This is a genomic window from Halomonas sp. 72 (assembly GCF_052379785.1).
Classification (GTDB): domain Bacteria; phylum Pseudomonadota; class Gammaproteobacteria; order Pseudomonadales; family Halomonadaceae; genus Vreelandella; species Vreelandella citrativorans.
The window spans coordinates 12,204-28,529 of sequence record NZ_JBQSYY010000028.1; the positions used below are offsets into that span (position 1 = coordinate 12,204).

A 16,326-nucleotide genomic window follows, 5' to 3' on the forward strand; every position below is an offset into this window, starting at 1 on the left:
GAGTGCGTTATGCCGACAGCACGCTGGGGAAAAATCATGAGAGGGCTGCTGTTGATGGTGGCGCTTGGCGTGACGAGTAGTACGGCGATGGCGGCTTGCCCCACGTGGCCCAATGAACGGCTTGAGCAGGAGACTCTCGCGCTCGCCGCGCAAGTCGCCCAATGGGACCATGCCTATCATGAAGAGGGCATCTCGCTGATTGATGATGTGCTCTACGACCAGGCCCTTGGCCGCCTTCAGGATTGGCGCGCCTGCCTGAACGACACCACCGCCCACCAGCCGCTTACCCGGGTAACGTCCAGCCGCCGTACGCTTGAACATCCGGCTGCCCAGCAAGGGTTGGATAAAACCGATGAAGCGGGCGTGCGTCGCTTTACCAGCCGCCGTGAAAATTTATGGATACAGCCCAAGGTGGACGGCGTGGCGGTAACGCTGCGCTATCAGGCAGGCGAGCTGGTGGAAGCGGTCAGCCGAGGGGATGGACAGCAGGGGCAGGATTGGACGGCCCGCGCCTTACAATTACCCAGCGTGCCTAATACGCTGCCCGGCACTACTTCAGCCATTGTTCAGGGCGAGCTTTATTGGCTGCTTGATGAACATGTTCAGTCGCGTACGCCTGGTTCCGGGGCCCGTGGGGCCGTGGCGGGGGCTATGGCGCAAGCAAGCCCAACCGAGGACGTGCTGGCGCAGGTCGGGCTGTTTGTATGGGGCTGGCCGGATGGGCCAACCGACATGACTGAGCGGCTGGCGCAACTGAGTGCACTTGGGTTTGATACCGCCCGCTACACGCATTTATTAAGTGATGAATCGGATGCGGCTTACTGGCGGGAGGCGTGGTTTAACGGCGCACTGCCGTTTGCAACCGACGGCGTAGTGATTAAACAGGCAGAGCGCCCGGGTATTCGGCGCTGGTCCACGACCCCGCCTGAATGGGCGATTGCTTGGAAATACCCACTGCAGAAAGCGCTGGCAGAAGTACGTGGCGTGGAGTTTCGCATTGGGCGCACTGGGCGTATCACGCCACTGATCTGGCTCTATCCGGTTGAATTGGAAGGTCGGCGTATCAGTCGCGTATCGCTAGGCTCACTCGGCCGCTGGGAAAACCTCGATATACGCCCCGGCGACCAGGTGGCCATAACCCTGGCCGGGCTTACCATCCCTCAGCTTGAAGAGGTGGTCTGGCAAACCCAGGAGCGCACCGTCGTGGAAGCACCCTCTGAGACTACCTACCATTTGCTGAGCTGTTTTCAGCATAGCCCAGGCTGCACGTCCCAACTGCTGGCGCGGCTCACCTACCTTGGCGAACAGCTGGGTTTTCAAGGCGTGGGCGAAGGCACCTGGCAAGCGTTACTTGAGGCCGGGCTGGTGCCGGATCTGCTGGCCTGGTTATCGCTTGAACCCGATCAGCTGCGCCAAGCGCACGGAATTGGCGAGGCACGTAGCGACTCACTTTATCGGCAGTTTCAGGCGGCCAAGGCTGCTCCCTATGATGCTTGGTTAAAAGGGCTGGGGTTGCCGCCTGCTGGCGCTGCCAGCCTGCCTGATTGGCAAGTGGCGAGCACGTATCCGCCAGGCGACTGGGAAGCCCTGCCGGGCATCGGCCCCGGCAGAGCCCAAGCGCTTGAGGCCTTTTTCTCCCATACCCAAATGCAGGCCATGGCCGAGCAGCTTCGCGCGTTGAATGTAGAGGGGTTTACGACACAACCCTAACCAAGCCCGGTGGCGCGCAGCATGAGCCCCAGATAGAAGGGAATCAGTAGCGGTGCCATCAGCGTGGTTACCAGCACCGCCAGCGCCCCTTTTTGCGGCTGGATACCCAGCTCCATGGCGACCACCACCACGTTAGAAGCCATGGGCACCACGCCTAATAGCAGTATCGCCATGGCCAGTTCTGCAGGCACTGGCATGAGCATCTGTAATAGCATGACCGCGGCAAAGGTAGCCACTGGCCAAACGATATACCGAAGGCCTACGCAGGCGGCGATAAAGCGCGTATCCCAGGCAGCCAGCGTTACCCGGCTAAGCGTCATGCCAATAATCATCATTCCCAGCAGCGTATAGGTCGCGGGAAAAACATCCAGCGAGCTAGCCAGGGCCGTAGGCAGCGTAACATCGAGCGAACTCAGCAGTAGCGCCAGCAAAAACGTGTAGATCAGCGGAAGGCGTGAAATCTTGATCAGACTTTGGCGAATCGAGAAGTGGCCACGGGCACTTAAGTAAAAACCCACGGTAAATTCATACAAATTGATGCCCAGCATGCAGAACAGATAGAGCGTTACGCCTTCTGGAGGCAAGAGAATCAACGCTACCGGCAAACCGAAATAACCGGTGTTGCCTGTCCCGGATGAAAACGCCAGCAGTGCGCCTTCCTGCGGACCAAAGCGGTGTTGCGTCACGCGCTGAACCAGCAGCGCCAGAAGGCTAACCAGCACAAACAGAGAAAGCGTTAAGACCAGGTACTCAGGCGTTGGCCCCCCATTCATCAGCGCGCGAAAAATGGTTAAAGGCGCAATGAGATAAACCAGCAGCGTGGCAATGGGCCTTGGGTCGATTTTTAACCGTTGGGCGGCAATCCAGCCCAAGCCTACAAAGCTTAGCAGCATGAGTAGCGGGCCTATTAACGCGCTGGGTGATAGCTCCATATGCCCTCCTGACGGCATAAAAGGGTGGGTAACATGAGCCGAATTAAAGGCTAAGCGTGGAATCTTTCATTAGCCGCGGCGCAGTAGAACAGCGAGAATACACCAAAATATCACTCTTTATTTTATTGTTCTGTATGAGGAAACCCCATGAGCAGCCAACAGCATCCGCTCGGTATCAGCTTTGAATTCTTCCCGCCCAACACGGATGCTGGGCGCGACAAGCTGATGCTGGTACGCGATGAGCTGGCCACTCGTAATCCGCGGTTTTTCTCTGTGACCTATGGCGCAGGCGGCTCCACCCAAGCGCGTACGCGGGACACCGTACGTACGGTTGGCCAGACCGGTATTACTACCGCACCGCACCTTTCGTGCATTGGCAGTGAAAAAGCCCAGCTGCGTGATTTGCTGTCCCAGTACCGCGAAGAAGGCATTAACAGCCTGGTCGCCCTGCGTGGTGATATGCCTTCCGGGATGGGCAGCATCGGCGAGCTACGCTATGCCAACGAGCTGGTGGAGTTTATTCGCAACGAGACGGGCGATCATTTTAATATTGCTGTGGCGGCCTACCCGGAATCCCACCCTCAGGCAGCTAACCTTGATAAAGATATCGAAAACTTCGCGCGTAAAATGAAGGCGGGCGCCGATATGGCGATTACCCAATACTTCTTCACCGCCGACGCTTACTTCAACTTTGTTGATAAAGTGCGCGCGCTAGGCGTTGAACAGCCGATTATCCCCGGCATTATGCCGATCACCAACTACACCAAGCTGGCGCGGTTTTCGGATAGCTGTGGCGCGGAAATTCCTCGCTGGATGCGCAAGCAGCTGGAAAGCTATGGCGATGACAGCGAAGCCATTGCCAAATTTGGCACCGAGGCAGTAAGCCGTCTTTGCCAGCGCCTGCTGGATGGTGGTGCGCCAGGGCTGCACTTCTATACCCTTAACCAGGCGGCTCCCGTGCTGAAAGTGGTCGATAATCTGGTGGGCTAACTGCGATAGCCTGTTGATTTAAATCGCACCATACAAAACGCCCCGCTCAGTTGAGCGGGGCGTTTTGCCTTACTGGTTTTGTTGGTTAGTGGGCTTAACTCGCTGACGCTTGTACCTTGTCAGCCGTCTTGCCGCCACCAAATTGCTTGCGCTGGATGATGACGAGACCAGCGCCAATTACAAGGCCCACGATATCGGTGTAGATACCACCATAGATCATGCACATGGCACCGACCAACATGATAACCCGCTTAAGCACGTTCACCGGGCCAAAGAACCAAGCCTGCACCATACCCGAAAGCAGAATGATCCCCAGCGTGGCGGTAACGCCCACTCGCAGAATCTGCATAGCAGAGCCTTCCATCAACATGGCCGGGCTGTAGAAGAACATGAACGGTACGATAAAGGCCGCCAGACCAATCTTGAACGATGCCACCGACGTACCCATGGGGTTATCGCCAGAAATACCGGCTGCTGCGTAAGAGGCCAGCGCCACCGGCGGCGTAATGGCCGATACAACCGCAAAGTAGAACACGAAGAAGTGGGCAATAAGCGGCTCAATACCGATATTAATTAGCCCTGGTGCCACGACCGATGCGGCGACGGCGTAGGCCGCCGTGGTCGGCATGCCCATGCCCAGCAAGATACTGATCAGCATGGCAAAGATAAGTGCCAGCAGTTGGCTAACACCTGCCAGTCCCAATAGCAGCGAGGAGAAGCGCGCGCCCACACCGGTGAGCGAAATAACCCCTACGATTAAGCCCGCACAGGCACAGACAGCGATGATCTGGATGGCCATGGTGCCCGCCAGTTGCAGCGCCTTGAGAATGGCGGTCACGCCCATTTTGTTGGGTGAAATCCAACTGACAACGGCGGCCGAGGCGGTGGCCAAGGTGCCTGCCCTAATCACCGAATAGCCCATAAACAGCGCGGCTATCAGGATAATGATGGGGGCAAAGAGGTAGGCTTGTTTGGCCAATTTAGTGAAGCGTGGAATCTCATCTTTACGCATACCACGCATGCCTTTACGCGCCGCTTCAAAATCCACCATAAAGTAGATAGACGCGAAGTAAAGAATTGCCGGGATCAACGCTGCAATGGCGATGTCGGTATAGGGAATGCCCGTGACTTCCGCCATGATAAAGGCGCCTGCCCCCATAATCGGCGGCATGATTTGCCCGCCGGTTGAAGCTGCCGCTTCAATAGCGCCCGCGCTACGTGCGGGGTAACCCACCTTTTTCATTAGCGGAATGGTCAGTGAACCGGTCGATACCACGTTACCCGCGGACGTACCGTTGATCATGCCCATTAGGCCCGAGGCAAAAATAGACACTTTGGCGGGGCCTCCACGGGCACGCCCGGCAGCGGCAAAGGCGAAGTTCACAAAGTAGTCACCTACTTTTGACGCTTGCAGGAAGGCGGCAAAAATAATGAACAGAATAATATACGTCGAGGAGACGGCGATGGTGGGGCCCAAAACACCGGCGTCGGTATAAAGCTGGCTAAAAAAGCGCTGCATTGATAGGCCAGGATACCCCAGGAAGCCGGGCAGGTAAGGGCCGGCAAAGACATATGTCAGGAAGATGAGTGAAATAATGACCAGCGCAAGGCCCGCTACTCGCCGGGTAAGCTCCAGAATAAGCAGGGACCCGGCAATCGCCGCCCAGGAAATCCCGATAGGCGCAAAGGAGGTGCCCGTTGAAGCGCGCAGAGGTGTGTTGTACATGATCAGTAAATAACCGGCGCTGGCCAGGGCACACACCATCAGGACTAAATCGGCCGGGTTAAAAGAGCCGCGTGCCTGGCGGAAAAACCATGAAAGCACAATGGCGGCAACGGTCGTTGCTATTAATGGATAACCGTAGTGCCAGGTTTCAACGATTGGGTCGATGCGCATCGCACCACCGCTCAGGGTTTGTTGCATCAAAAAAACCTGAGCAAGCGTGTAGAGGGCCGGTATCAGCAGCGCGTAGCCTACCCACGTTAGCCAAGCGGGTGATGCGTTCTGGCCATCTTCGGCAAACCGAGCTCCCGCAAACAGGCCGTAGCCCAGAATCAGTGCCCCTGCAATATGCACAATACGAAACGACCAGGTCTCCATGGGATACACGTTGAGTGACACCAAGTGGAAACTTGAGTAGGCAATGGCTAGCCCGGCAAACAGGAAAAACTGCCAACCGGTAAATAGGCGACGGTTGGATTCAACGATGTCTTCATCGACGCCCTCTGCAACAACGGTAGGCGATGAAGCAAGCTGGACATCATCCTTGAGGTCATCAGAGGTTTGGGGGGTTGTGGGACTCATCAGAGTTCACCCTCACAGCAGGAGCAAAAAAAGGAGCAATAGCCAAAGCTGCCCCGCCTGGAAAACCAGGACGGGGCAGCCAGATGATGCGTAAAGTTTTAGTTGATCAGGTCTTCAGAGATTTTGTAGCCGTTCTCTTCGTACCAACGAGCAGCGCCTGGATGGAAGGGTAGAACGCTGTTGTGTACGATATTTTCCGGAATGCTGGTTTCAGCACTGCGGTGAATAGAGCGCATACGGTCGTTGTTTTCCATGGTCACTTTGGTGACTTCGTAGATGAAGTCTTCCGGAAGATCACAGCCCGCAATCGCAAAGTTCCACATGGAAACAGCGCGAGCATCTTCCTCAAGCGTTGAGTAGGTGCTGGCAGGAATAGTGAATTCAGCCACTGGGAAGGTGTCCAGTACGGACGCAAGCTCATCTTCGTTGAACTCGATGATGTTCACATCCGTTTGCACTTCCAACTGACTAACGGCAGGAATCGGGATGCCGGCTGCAAAAGCGATGACGTCCAACAGGCCGTCCTGCAACTGACCGCCTAGGTCAGACCAGCCGCCGTTGCGGCGGTCGAAGTTTACGCCCAACGTTTCCAGCATCGCTGGGAAATAGGTGTCAGACGTTGATGCTGCGGGACCAAAGCCAATACGCGCACCGTCCGGAATGTCCGAAATGGACTCAATGCCTGAGCTTGAAAGCGCGGCAATCGAGAACGGCGTTTCATACATCGGGAACAGTGCACAGACGTTATCCATCACCATGCCGGGTGCCAGCGGGCTTTTGCCGTTAACCGCATCAGAAGCGGGGCCCATGGTGGTTAAGCCAAAGGCCATATCGCCGCTATGAACAAGTGCCAGGTTTTGAGTAGGGCCGCCCGTTACTTCACCGCCGCCAGAAACGCCTAATTCATCAGCAATAAAGTTGGCCCAGCCAGAGCCGTAAACGAAAAACGTGCCGCCTTGGCTTGCGGTACCTACCGTAAAGTTTTCTGGCCAGTCAGCACGCTCAGCATGGGCGCTGGCAGAAGCGAGTAACGCGCCACCTGCGAGCAGGGCGAGAGTTTTAGGCATCATGGTGCGCATGGCATGTTTCCTTAACTGTTCTTGGGATTGTAGGCTGGCAAGCGCAAGCCGCTTTCCAGTGACAATAATATTTAAGCAACCATTTAAGAGCGATTGCCGTGCCATTTATAAGATAGTTAATTAAAAACAAACGCTTGCTTTTAGAGTCTTCAACTTTAGTGGAAGCTCCCTGGCGTCTAACTGTCTGGTAATGCGCACGCGGGATGATAAGTAGTGTGCGGTTTTCCGCTCACTGTTGGGGCGTGCTAAGAAAGTAGAGAAAGTGCAATGAGAAGGTGCTGTGAACCCCTGTTTTGAAGGGCTGGAAGCTGAGAGGTAGAGGTGAAAGGTAAGACAGGAGGGCACAAGGCCCTCCTGGGCTCTGTCTGAAACGTGTCTGCGCTCGACAATACGGCGTTAAAAATTGGCTCAAAATACTCATTTACACATGTAAACTCCGTTTTTTCGCCAATTTTTGCCTTGTCTTGTCTTCGCTCGTCGACTTTTCAGACAGACCCTAGTCATGACTTACGTATTGGGCTTACCAGGGTCAAGAATTCGTACTGGCTGGATATCCTGACTCTGTTGCTCCTCTCGCATCTGATTCACTCGGGTTGTTAGCTCAGGTGAGTCGTTATCTTCAATGGGCAGTTGCTCAAAGAAGTCACAGCTCACGCACTCCCGATAGCGAATACCGTTTTGCTCCCAGGCACGAACACGGTCCATTGCGGCGCAGCGTGGGCAGATAACACCCGCAATAAAGCGTTTAACGGTCGACATGGTGTTCTCCAAACGCACGGTGCCAATGAAATAATAGACACCGTGCTGAGTTCAATAAGCGGTTAGGCCGCGCGAATACCGCTATGGCGCAATAGGGGCTCGACACTTGGCTCGCGACCGCGGAAGGCCACAAATAGCTCTGCGGCATCGCGTGCCCCGCCTTGTTCCAGAATCTGGTGGCGGAAGCGTTGTCCGGTTTCAGCATCAAAAATACCGGCCTCCTCAAAGGCGCTCCAGGCATCCGCAGAGAGCACTTCGGCCCATTTGTAGCTGTAGTACCCCGCCGCATAGCCGCCAGCAAAAATATGCGCAAAGCTGTTTTGGAAGCGATTGAAGGGCGCCGCCGGTACGACTGAAGTGGCGCTGCGTACATCATCCAACAGCGTTTGAATATCGCTGGCGCTGGGCGCACTTAATTCATGGTGTAAACGCAGGTCAAAGATCGAGAATTCGAGCTGACGCACCATGCCCATCGCGGACTGGAAGTTTTTGGCCGCCTGAAGGCGCTCAAGCAGCTCAGCCGGTAAGGCTTCCCCGGTTTCTACGTGCTTGGCCAGCAGGTTAAGCCCTTCACGCTCCCAGCAGTAGTTCTCCATAAACTGGCTGGGCAGTTCCACCGCATCCCAGGCAACGCCGTTGATACCTGAAATGTCGGCGATATGCTGCTTGGTCAGCATATGGTGAAGGCCGTGTCCAAATTCATGGAACAGGGTCGTCACTTCATCGTGGGTAAGCAGGGCAGGCTTGCCACCGATGGGCGCCGTAAAATTACAGGTTAAAAAAGCCACCGGCAACTGAATACCATGCTCAGTTTGACGGCGTACTCGACAGTCGGCCATCCAGGCGCCGCCGCGTTTGCCTTCCCGAGCGTAGAGGTCAAGGTAGAACCCGGCAATGGGCTGGCCATGCTCGCTAATACGGAAATAGCGCACATCACTATGGTAGCTTGGCGCCTCACTATCTTCTTCTACCTGCACGCCATAAAGCCGCTCAACCACTTGAAAGAGACCGTTAATCACGTGTGGTGCAGGAAAATAGGGGCGTAGCTGCTCTTGGGAAATGGCATGGCGCGCTTCACGCAGCTTTTCGCTAACGTAAGCAATATCCCACGGCTCCAGCGCATCAATGCCCAGCTCGTCACGCGCGTAAGCGCTTAGCTCGGCAAACTCCTCTTTCGCTTGAGGGACGGCGCGACGGGCCAAGTCACCCAGAAAATCGAGCACCTGCTCGGGAGAGTCCGCCATCTTGGTGGTCAGTGAAAAGTCAGCATAGGTGTTGAACCCCAGCAGCTTCGCCAGTTCCTGGCGTAGTGCCAGGATCTCTTCCATCAACGGAGCGTTATCAAACGTGCCCGCATCAGGGCCCTGGTCTGAGGCGCGGGTGACAAACGCGGTATACACCTCGCGGCGCAGCTCACGATTTTCAGCGTAGCTAACGACGGGGAAGAAGCTTGGGAAATCCAGCGTAATCCGATAGCCCGAAACGCCCTTGGCTTCGGCGGCCGCTTTCAAGGTATCGAGCGCGCTGGAAGGCAGCCCAGCGAGCTCCTCTTCACTATTGAGGTCCTTGTGCCATGCTTGGGTGGCATCCAGCACATTGTTGGAGTATTGATTGGAGAGCGTTGAAAGGCGCGACTGAATGTCACCGTAGCGCGCTTTTTTATCGGCAGGCAGGTCGACCCCGGCGAGGCGGAAATCGCGCAGTGCATTATTAACGGTGCGCTGCTGTGCGGCATCCAGCGTGCTCCAGTTGTCACTCTCCTTGAGCGCTTGCCAGCCGTGGAAAAGCCCTTCGTGCTGGCCGACCCACGTGCCAAAGGCGGAAAGCTGTTCCAGGCAGGTTTGGTAAGCTTCGCGCAGCTCAGGCGTGTTCATCGTGCTATTTAAGTGTGACACCGGCGACCATGCTTGGGAGAGTCTATCGCTTACCGCTTCCAGCGGAACGGCAAAGCTCTCCCACGTGGGCGGTGTTTCTGCGGCCTGCTGGGCCAAGCGGTCAATCGTTTCACGGTTCTCACTTAAAAGCGCTTCCACCGCGGGCACCACATGCTCGGCACGCATTTCAGCGAAGGGGGGAAGCTTGTGCGTTTCAAGCAGCGGATTGTGGGTCATAAGCACCTCAGTTGGCAGCGTTAATGAGTGCAAAAACGCGTAATAATAGCTAAACAGTGTGGGCACAGGGGCGCTGTTTCAATGGCAAGGTTTGGTCTCTTGGCAGGCGCCTGCTAGTCTTGCCGCCTTTTAGTGCCCACGATGGCAGGAGTCAATAATGAGCGAGACGCTGGAGCGCTGGGGGTCTAAGCGGGCCTTTATCCTGGCAATATCGGGTGCTGCGGTGGGGCTGGGCAACATCTGGCGCTTCCCTTATGTGGCGGGTGAAAATGGCGGGGCCGCGTTTTTATTAATTTACGTGGCGTTTGTGCTGCTGCTGGGTATTCCCGTCATGATGGCTGAAATTCTCATTGGCCGGGCTGGGCGGCGTGGTCCGTTGCAGGCCTTGGGCGCGCTGGCTGCTGAAGCAGGGGCCTCCATGCATTGGCGTTGGCTCGGGCTCTTTGGGGCATTTACTGTTTTTTGTATTTTGTCCTTCTATTCAGTGGTGTCTGGCTGGTCGATCGAGTTTTTGGTGGCCTCCATCAACGGGCAATTTAACGGGGCAACAGCGGCTGAGATTGGCGCTGGTTTCGATGCATTTTTAGCAAGCCCTGGGCTTTTGATTTTCAACCACTCTCTGTTTTTGTTTATGACCATGACCGTGGTGGCGGCTGGCGTGGCTAAGGGGCTTGAGCGGCTTAACAATCTACTCATGCCGCTGCTGTACGTGCTGCTGTTGCTGTTGGCCGGATACGCTGCCACCACCGAGGGCTTCTCCACGGCGTTGACGTGGCTATTTTTACCCTCCTTTGAGGCAATCACACCTACCGTGGTGCTGCATGCCATGGGCCATGCGTTTTTCACTCTGGCGGTAGGGGCCTGCGCGCTGATGGCGTATGGCGCTTATATGCCGGAAGAGCAGAGCTTGCCTAAAGCGGCGTTTGCCGTTGCCGTACTGGATATTAGCGTGGCGTTGCTGGCGGGTATCGCGATTTTCTCGGTGGTGTTTGCCCAAGGGATGGACCCGGCTGAGGGCCCGGGCCTGATGTTTGTGACCCTGCCGATAGCCTTTTCTGAGTTGCCTGGCGGCGCGTTCTGGCTAAGCGTATTCTTCCTGTTGTTACTGCTCGCTACCTGGACATCGGCCATTAATCTGGCAGAGCCCATGGTCGCGACGCTTCAGGGGCTTGGGCTGCGGCGCAGTATGGCAACGGCGATCATCGCGCTAAGTGTTTGGCTCATGGGATTGTTGTCGGCGTTCTCTTTCTCAACCCTGGCGGAGTTCCAGCCACTCTTTGGACGCAATATCTTTGAATTGGTCAGCAGTATTCCACCAGACATATTTTTGCCCTTGGGTGGCTTGATGATTGCCACGTTTGCTGCCTGGATAATGCCGCAGAAGAGAGCAATGAAAGCGTTAGGCGCCGGGGAAAGTGGCTACCTGCTATGGCGCAATATTGTGCGCTGGGTCTCGATTCCGCTGACGTTTATCGTCTTGCTGAGTGGGCTTTTATAGCGCTATGCCGCTTGTGAGAATGGATATATCCGCCATCAATAGAGCAGTATGTACTTGGAACAGGTACTTGAAATACGTACTTGGAAATAGGCTCTTTAGGAGAGTGCAATGAAAGAGGCAGCGAGCAGTGCGCTAAGAGAGTTTAAAGGCCATTTGCCCCGCTTGGGCGAGCGCGTGTATATCGACCCAGCAAGCGTGGTCATTGGTGACGTTGAGCTGGGCAATGACTGTTCGGTATGGCCAATGACGGTGATTCGTGGCGATATGCACCGGATTCGTATTGGCGCTCGTACCAGCGTGCAGGATGGCAGCGTGCTGCATATTACTCACGCTAGTGAGTTTAACCCGGAGGGCTTTCCACTCACGATTGGCGAAGATGTGACGATTGGCCATAAAGCCATTTTGCATGGCTGTACGCTGGGCAACCGTATTTTGGTTGGTATGGGCGCTATCGTGATGGACGGCGCGGTGGTTGACGATGAAGTGATCATTGCCGCTGGGGCTGTGGTCACGCCCGGTAAGCACTTGGAGAGTGGCTATGTTTACGCCGGTAATCCTGCCAAGGCGCTACGCCCCTTAAAAGAAAAAGAGCGGGCCTTCTTCCCCTATACCGCAGGTAACTACGTAAAACTTAAGGATCAATTTTTAGCCGAAGCCTGCTTATGATTAAGTTCAGCTAACATATTGGCTTGCCGTCCTTTTTTCTGAACTAGCCATGTTGTAATCTTAAAAAATCTGGTAATTTATCCAGTTTTTTCAGGATGCCGCGATAACATGGCGAACTTTCGCACGCATATGACGGTAGCGACTGCGGGCGGCATGTTAATGGCGTACGCGGGTTGGCAAGCCCAGTGGTGGCCTTATTCTCAAGCCATGCTAATCGTGGCGTTGGTCGCCTTTGGCGGCATTTTGCCCGATATTGATGCTGACCGATCACGCTCTATCCGTTTGATTTTTAATATTCTTTCCGTGCCATCATTGGTGGTGGGCGTAATGTTGCTGGAGTCATGGCTGACGCCAGGCATGTTGCTGGTAGCTTGCGGCGGTATTTATTTCTCGGTGCGGTATTTGGCGGGAATACTGTTCTCAAAACTGACGGTTCACCGTGGCATTTGGCACTCGCTGATGGCGGCCGGGCTATGTTCGCTATTAACGGCTGCGCTGAGTTTTCATCTGCTTGTTCAGCCTGCGGGGTTAGCGTGGACACACGGTATGGCCGTGCTGCTGGGGTTTATTATTCATCTGGTGCTGGATGAGATGTATAGCGTGGATTTGGAGGGCGCGCGGCTTAAGCGCTCGTTCGGTACTGCGCTCAAACTCGGCGATAGCCGTCGGCCCATTTCCAACCTATTAATGCTGATTGCCACCTTGACGCTGCTTCCCTGGATGCCGCCCTGGTCGGACTTGATGGAGCTATTTCATCAGGGGTCACTGCTGTGGCGGTAATCGTCGGCCTGTAAGCCATGCTTTTTCAGCTTGTCGTAAAACGTTTTACGCGGAATGCCCAGGTGGCGGCAGACATCGGTGACTCGGCCATGGTGGCGGGCAAGCGATTGGCTAATCAGGCTCTTTTCAAACAGCTCTACCTGGCGCGGTAACGTGGGTTCTGGCGTGTCGGTGGCTACCCCTTCCAGCAACATATCCAGGCGGTAATCAAATGCTGCGCCAAGTAGCACGTAGCGCTCAGCAAGGTTGCGTAGTTCACGCACGTTGCCAGGCCAGTCATGGGCCAGCAGTGCGGCGATACCGTGGCTATTCAGGGTGGGAGCTTCCAGGCCGCTACGATTGGCGGCAATGACGGCAAAGTGCTGAAACAGAAGCGGGATATCCTCACGCCGTTCGCGCAGCGCGGGTAACGCCAGCGTGACAACATTCAGCCGGTAGTAGAGGTCTTCACGGAAGCCCCCCTCTTCAGCGGCAACTTTAAGATCCACCTTGGTGGCGGTAATCACCCGAATGTCGAGCGTGACTGCTTCATTGGCACCGAGCCGTTCGATGCTGCGCTCTTGCAGGACGCGCAGTAGTTTGACCTGAAGAGCCAGTGGCATCGACTCAATCTCATCGAGGAAAACAGTACCGCCGTTAGCGTGCTCAAGCTTACCAATTCTGCGTTCAATCGCGCCGGTAAAAGCCCCTTTTTCATGCCCAAACAGCTCAGACTCAATGGTGTTTTCCGGCACGGCACCGCAGTTGATTGCCATAAAGGGGTTGTTGCGTCGAGCGCTGCGTTCATGAATGGCCCGGGCCACGAGGTCCTTGCCTGTCCCTGTTTCGCCAAACAGCAGCACATCGGCTTCTACCTGACTAATACGCTGAATCATCGCAGCCAAGCGAGAAATAACCGCCGTGCGCCCCACCAGGCGCGGGCCAAGGGCAGCCCGCTGTACTTCCAATTCGGCCTTAAGACGATTGTTTTCGAGGCTAAGCTGGCGCTTTTCAATGCCGCGGCGCACAACATCGAGTAGCTGGTCGCCAGCAAATGGCTTCTCCAGGAAGTCCCATGCGCCTGCACGCATGGCTTCTACCGCCGTGGAAATATCGCCATGCCCGGTAATCAGAATAATCGGTAGGGTAGGGTCGCGACGATGCAGTTCATGCAGAAGCTCCATCCCTCCCATGCCAGGCATGCGGATGTCGCTGACAATCACGCCAGGAAACTCTGCGGGTAGCGCCGCCAGGGCTTGCTCGGCTGACGCAAAGCAGGTGGGCGTGTAGCCGGCAAGCTCTAGGGTTTGGCTGGCGGTAATGCGCAGATGGGGCTCATCGTCGATCACCATGACCGGCAGTGTCGACGGTTCATGCATGGCTATTGTTCTCTTGTTGAGTCGAGGGTACAGGCGCGTGTATCGGCGGCGTGAAAGGTAGTGAAATAATAAAGCAGGCGCCTGTCGGATCGCGATTGACGGCCTGCAACTTGCCACCCAAGTCATCCATGATACGCGACGAGATGGAAAGCCCCAGCCCCAATCCGCTTCCCGGTGCTTTGGTGGAAAAAAAGGGTTCAAAGATTTGTGTTAGGTGCTGGTCGCCAATGCCGGGGCCGTTATCCATAACGTTAATGGTGACCTGCTTTTCGTTCAGCGCCGCACTCAAGATAAGCCGAGGTTCTGAGGTCTCTTGCATGGCGTGCAGGGCATTGCTAATCAGGTTGACCAGTACTTGCTCCAAGCGTACCAGATCGCCCGTTACCCACAGCGTCTCCTTGGGCCAATGCTGTTCAACGGTAACATGCCCGTCGCGCAGGCGACCCTGGAACAAGCGAAGTGCATATTCGATGCAAGCCTGCACAGAGATGGTTTCCTGTCGCTCACTGCTTTTACGCGAGAATTGACGAAGCTGTGCGCTGATATCGGCCATGCGCTTGGTGAGATCAACGATTTGCTCAAGATTTGCGTCCGCTTGATCTACTCGGGAAAGCGTTAAAAAGCGCCGGGCATTTTCGCCATAGGCCCGAATGGCTGCCAGCGGCTGGTTCAGTTCGTGATTGATGCCCGCTGCCAATTGGCCAAGGACTGCCAGTTTGGCGGCCTGGATGAGTTCATCCTGAGTTTGACGCAGGTTGGCTTCTGCGCGGCGACGCTCTTCGATTTCATTGGAAAGGCGCTGGTTGCTGGCCACCAAGTCGTGAGTGCGACGCTCGACGCTGGCTTCCAGCTCATCACGCACCAGAGCAAGGGTGTGCCGTTCGCGTTCAGCAAACGCTTCGCGCTCACGACGCAAGCGCAGGCGCTGCCAGCCAATGCCGCCGCCAAGTACAATCATTCCGTAAAGCCCACCCGCCATAAGTGCGGCGATCCACTGAGCGCGGACAACGGGTGTTAAGGGCTTGAGAATATGCATGTGCCAGCCAAACTCCACCACGGGGCGTGTCAGGCTTAAATAACGGCTGCTACTAAGCGGGCCCTGAGAAAAACTAACCAGTGCGCTGTCTGGCCCATAAGGTGCATCAATATTAATGCCTGAAGGAGATAGTGGTTCAATGGCGTAGCGGCGTGTGTCACGAAGCGTTTGACGTTGTTCATCACTAAGCGCATAGAGAGCATTCATGCGCAGCTCGGGGCGGCTGGCCATAAAGATAATATTGTCATTATCGGTCACCAGTAGCTCAGCATCTTGCTCAGCCCAGCCCTCTTCAACTTCATCCAATAACACCTTGATGACGATAACACCGGAGGGTTGTGCATCTGGCGAAGTATCATCCAGCCATACCGGCGCCGAGAAGAAGTAGCCCCGTTCCAGTGACTGGGTCCCTAGTCCATAAAACCGCCCTTGCCGTCCGGCGATGGCTTCTGTGTAGTAGCTGCGAAATGCGTAGTTATGACCTAAAAACGTATTGGGACGATGCCAGTTGCTGGCGGCAATCGTGTTGGCGTCGCGGTCGAGCAGGTAAACGTCAGAAACGCCTGCGGTAAAGCGGAAACGATCCAGCAGCAGGTTAAGCGGCATGGCGTTCTGGGTTTCCGGAGAGGCCAAAAAGCGCTGGACACCTTCACGCGTCGCGAGCATTTGGGGTAAATAGTCGTAGCGGAGTAGATAGCCATTAAGATTGGCGACAGAAAGGCGCAGCTCGTTTTCGGCGTCTTCCTGAAGGGTAGAGATGGCTTGCTCGCGCGCCAAGTGGGCGGCTTGCCACATGACGAGTATAAGGCCTAGAGTGATGGCAACAAGCCATATACCTTTCCAGCGGCGAGGCTTCATACGCTGCTACTTACCACGGGCGCGGCGTAGCGCACGTGCTGCCCGCTGTTGGCGAGGTGGGGGAATATCATCCGCTAGGCATCCATTAATAGGTATGACCAATCATAAGGCAGGAGATCGCCGTGCCTCAAGCTAGCCCTCTGGGCTACTAATACACATTGATAGCAGTGTTGCTGGAGTCAGGAAGGCCTCCTGAAGAGCGAGCAGTTACCCTGCATTATGACGATATGGCATTATTTCAGAT

12 protein-coding genes are annotated in these 16,326 nt (G+C 55.6%); 5 read left to right on the forward strand and 7 right to left on the reverse strand.

Annotated features, from left to right (window positions below; genetic code table 11):
• Nucleotides 1-9 precede the first annotated feature (9 nt).
• On the forward strand, nucleotides 10-1,710 hold the full coding sequence (gene ligB / locus ACT3T6_RS16765; RefSeq protein WP_226913557.1) for an NAD-dependent DNA ligase LigB: 1,701 nt from the start codon (nucleotides 10-12) through the stop codon (nucleotides 1,708-1,710).
• Here ligB and ACT3T6_RS16770 read toward each other — a convergent pair.
• Nucleotides 1,707-2,642: an AEC family transporter gene (locus ACT3T6_RS16770; RefSeq protein WP_193054320.1), complete on the reverse strand. Its 936-nt coding sequence runs from the start codon at nucleotides 2,640-2,642 to the stop codon at nucleotides 1,707-1,709. The two genes, ligB and ACT3T6_RS16770, sit on opposite strands and share 4 nt — an antisense overlap.
• A 147-nt stretch (nucleotides 2,643-2,789) precedes the next feature.
• Here ACT3T6_RS16770 and metF point away from each other — a divergent pair, with 147 nt between their 5' ends.
• A complete protein-coding gene (metF, locus tag ACT3T6_RS16775; RefSeq protein ID WP_193054322.1) occupies nucleotides 2,790-3,632 on the forward strand; it encodes a methylenetetrahydrofolate reductase [NAD(P)H] in 843 nt (280 codons plus the stop codon).
• 94 nt (nucleotides 3,633-3,726) lie between these two features.
• Here metF and ACT3T6_RS16780 read toward each other — a convergent pair whose 3' ends face one another.
• From ACT3T6_RS16780 to prlC, 4 genes are all read right to left on the reverse strand, one after another.
• Entirely contained in the window at nucleotides 3,727-5,937 is a 2,211-nt protein-coding gene (locus ACT3T6_RS16780) for a TRAP transporter permease (RefSeq protein ID WP_193054324.1), read from the reverse strand.
• Between the two features lie 98 nt (nucleotides 5,938-6,035).
• Entirely contained in the window at nucleotides 6,036-7,016 is a 981-nt protein-coding gene (locus ACT3T6_RS16785) for a TAXI family TRAP transporter solute-binding subunit (protein ID WP_193054326.1), read from the reverse strand.
• Nucleotides 7,017-7,523: 507 nt separating this feature from the next.
• On the reverse strand, nucleotides 7,524-7,775 hold the full coding sequence (locus ACT3T6_RS16790; RefSeq protein WP_192528602.1) for a YheV family putative zinc ribbon protein: 252 nt from the start codon (nucleotides 7,773-7,775) through the stop codon (nucleotides 7,524-7,526).
• A gap of 62 nt (nucleotides 7,776-7,837) precedes the next feature.
• Nucleotides 7,838-9,886 (reverse strand): oligopeptidase A, encoded by a 2,049-nt coding sequence (gene prlC / locus ACT3T6_RS16795; RefSeq protein ID WP_193054328.1) that lies wholly within the window; start codon nucleotides 9,884-9,886, stop codon nucleotides 7,838-7,840.
• A gap of 157 nt (nucleotides 9,887-10,043) precedes the next feature.
• Between prlC and ACT3T6_RS16800 the strand changes: the two genes are divergently transcribed.
• From ACT3T6_RS16800 to ACT3T6_RS16810, 3 genes are all read left to right on the forward strand, one after another.
• On the forward strand, nucleotides 10,044-11,384 hold the full coding sequence (locus ACT3T6_RS16800) for a sodium-dependent transporter (RefSeq protein ID WP_193054329.1): 1,341 nt from the start codon (nucleotides 10,044-10,046) through the stop codon (nucleotides 11,382-11,384).
• Nucleotides 11,385-11,492: 108 nt separating this feature from the next.
• Nucleotides 11,493-12,050 (forward strand): gamma carbonic anhydrase family protein, encoded by a 558-nt coding sequence (locus ACT3T6_RS16805; protein ID WP_087108594.1) that lies wholly within the window; start codon nucleotides 11,493-11,495, stop codon nucleotides 12,048-12,050.
• Between the two features lie 108 nt (nucleotides 12,051-12,158).
• On the forward strand, nucleotides 12,159-12,830 hold the full coding sequence (locus ACT3T6_RS16810) for a metal-dependent hydrolase (RefSeq protein ID WP_087108596.1): 672 nt from the start codon (nucleotides 12,159-12,161) through the stop codon (nucleotides 12,828-12,830).
• On the opposite strand, the gene ACT3T6_RS16815 is transcribed toward ACT3T6_RS16810, so the two are convergent.
• Entirely contained in the window at nucleotides 12,806-14,188 is a 1,383-nt protein-coding gene (locus ACT3T6_RS16815) for a sigma-54-dependent transcriptional regulator (RefSeq protein ID WP_087108598.1), read from the reverse strand. The genes ACT3T6_RS16810 and ACT3T6_RS16815 overlap by 25 nt on opposite strands.
• Nucleotides 14,181-16,082, reverse strand: coding sequence for a sensor histidine kinase (locus ACT3T6_RS16820; protein WP_193054330.1), 1,902 nt, complete (start codon nucleotides 16,080-16,082; stop codon nucleotides 14,181-14,183). The genes ACT3T6_RS16815 and ACT3T6_RS16820 overlap by 8 nt, the downstream gene beginning before the upstream one ends.
• Nucleotides 16,083-16,326 lie beyond the last annotated feature (244 nt).

Bases quoted from the DNA above. Each gene is read 5' to 3' on its own strand.
- ligB (WP_226913557.1), top strand. From the start codon at position 10: ATGCCGACAGCACGCTGGGGAAAAATCATGAGAGGGCTGCTGTTGATG.
- ACT3T6_RS16770 (WP_193054320.1), bottom strand. From the start codon at position 2,642: ATGGAGCTATCACCCAGCGCGTTAATAGGCCCGCTACTCATGCTGCTA.
- metF (WP_193054322.1), top strand. From the start codon at position 2,790: ATGAGCAGCCAACAGCATCCGCTCGGTATCAGCTTTGAATTCTTCCCG.
- ACT3T6_RS16780 (WP_193054324.1), bottom strand. From the start codon at position 5,937: ATGAGTCCCACAACCCCCCAAACCTCTGATGACCTCAAGGATGATGTC.
- ACT3T6_RS16785 (WP_193054326.1), bottom strand. From the start codon at position 7,016: ATGCGCACCATGATGCCTAAAACTCTCGCCCTGCTCGCAGGTGGCGCG.
- ACT3T6_RS16790 (WP_192528602.1), bottom strand. From the start codon at position 7,775: ATGTCGACCGTTAAACGCTTTATTGCGGGTGTTATCTGCCCACGCTGC.
- prlC (WP_193054328.1), bottom strand. From the start codon at position 9,886: ATGACCCACAATCCGCTGCTTGAAACGCACAAGCTTCCCCCCTTCGCT.
- ACT3T6_RS16800 (WP_193054329.1), top strand. From the start codon at position 10,044: ATGAGCGAGACGCTGGAGCGCTGGGGGTCTAAGCGGGCCTTTATCCTG.
- ACT3T6_RS16805 (WP_087108594.1), top strand. From the start codon at position 11,493: ATGAAAGAGGCAGCGAGCAGTGCGCTAAGAGAGTTTAAAGGCCATTTG.
- ACT3T6_RS16810 (WP_087108596.1), top strand. From the start codon at position 12,159: ATGGCGAACTTTCGCACGCATATGACGGTAGCGACTGCGGGCGGCATG.
- ACT3T6_RS16815 (WP_087108598.1), bottom strand. From the start codon at position 14,188: ATGCATGAACCGTCGACACTGCCGGTCATGGTGATCGACGATGAGCCC.
- ACT3T6_RS16820 (WP_193054330.1), bottom strand. From the start codon at position 16,082: ATGAAGCCTCGCCGCTGGAAAGGTATATGGCTTGTTGCCATCACTCTA.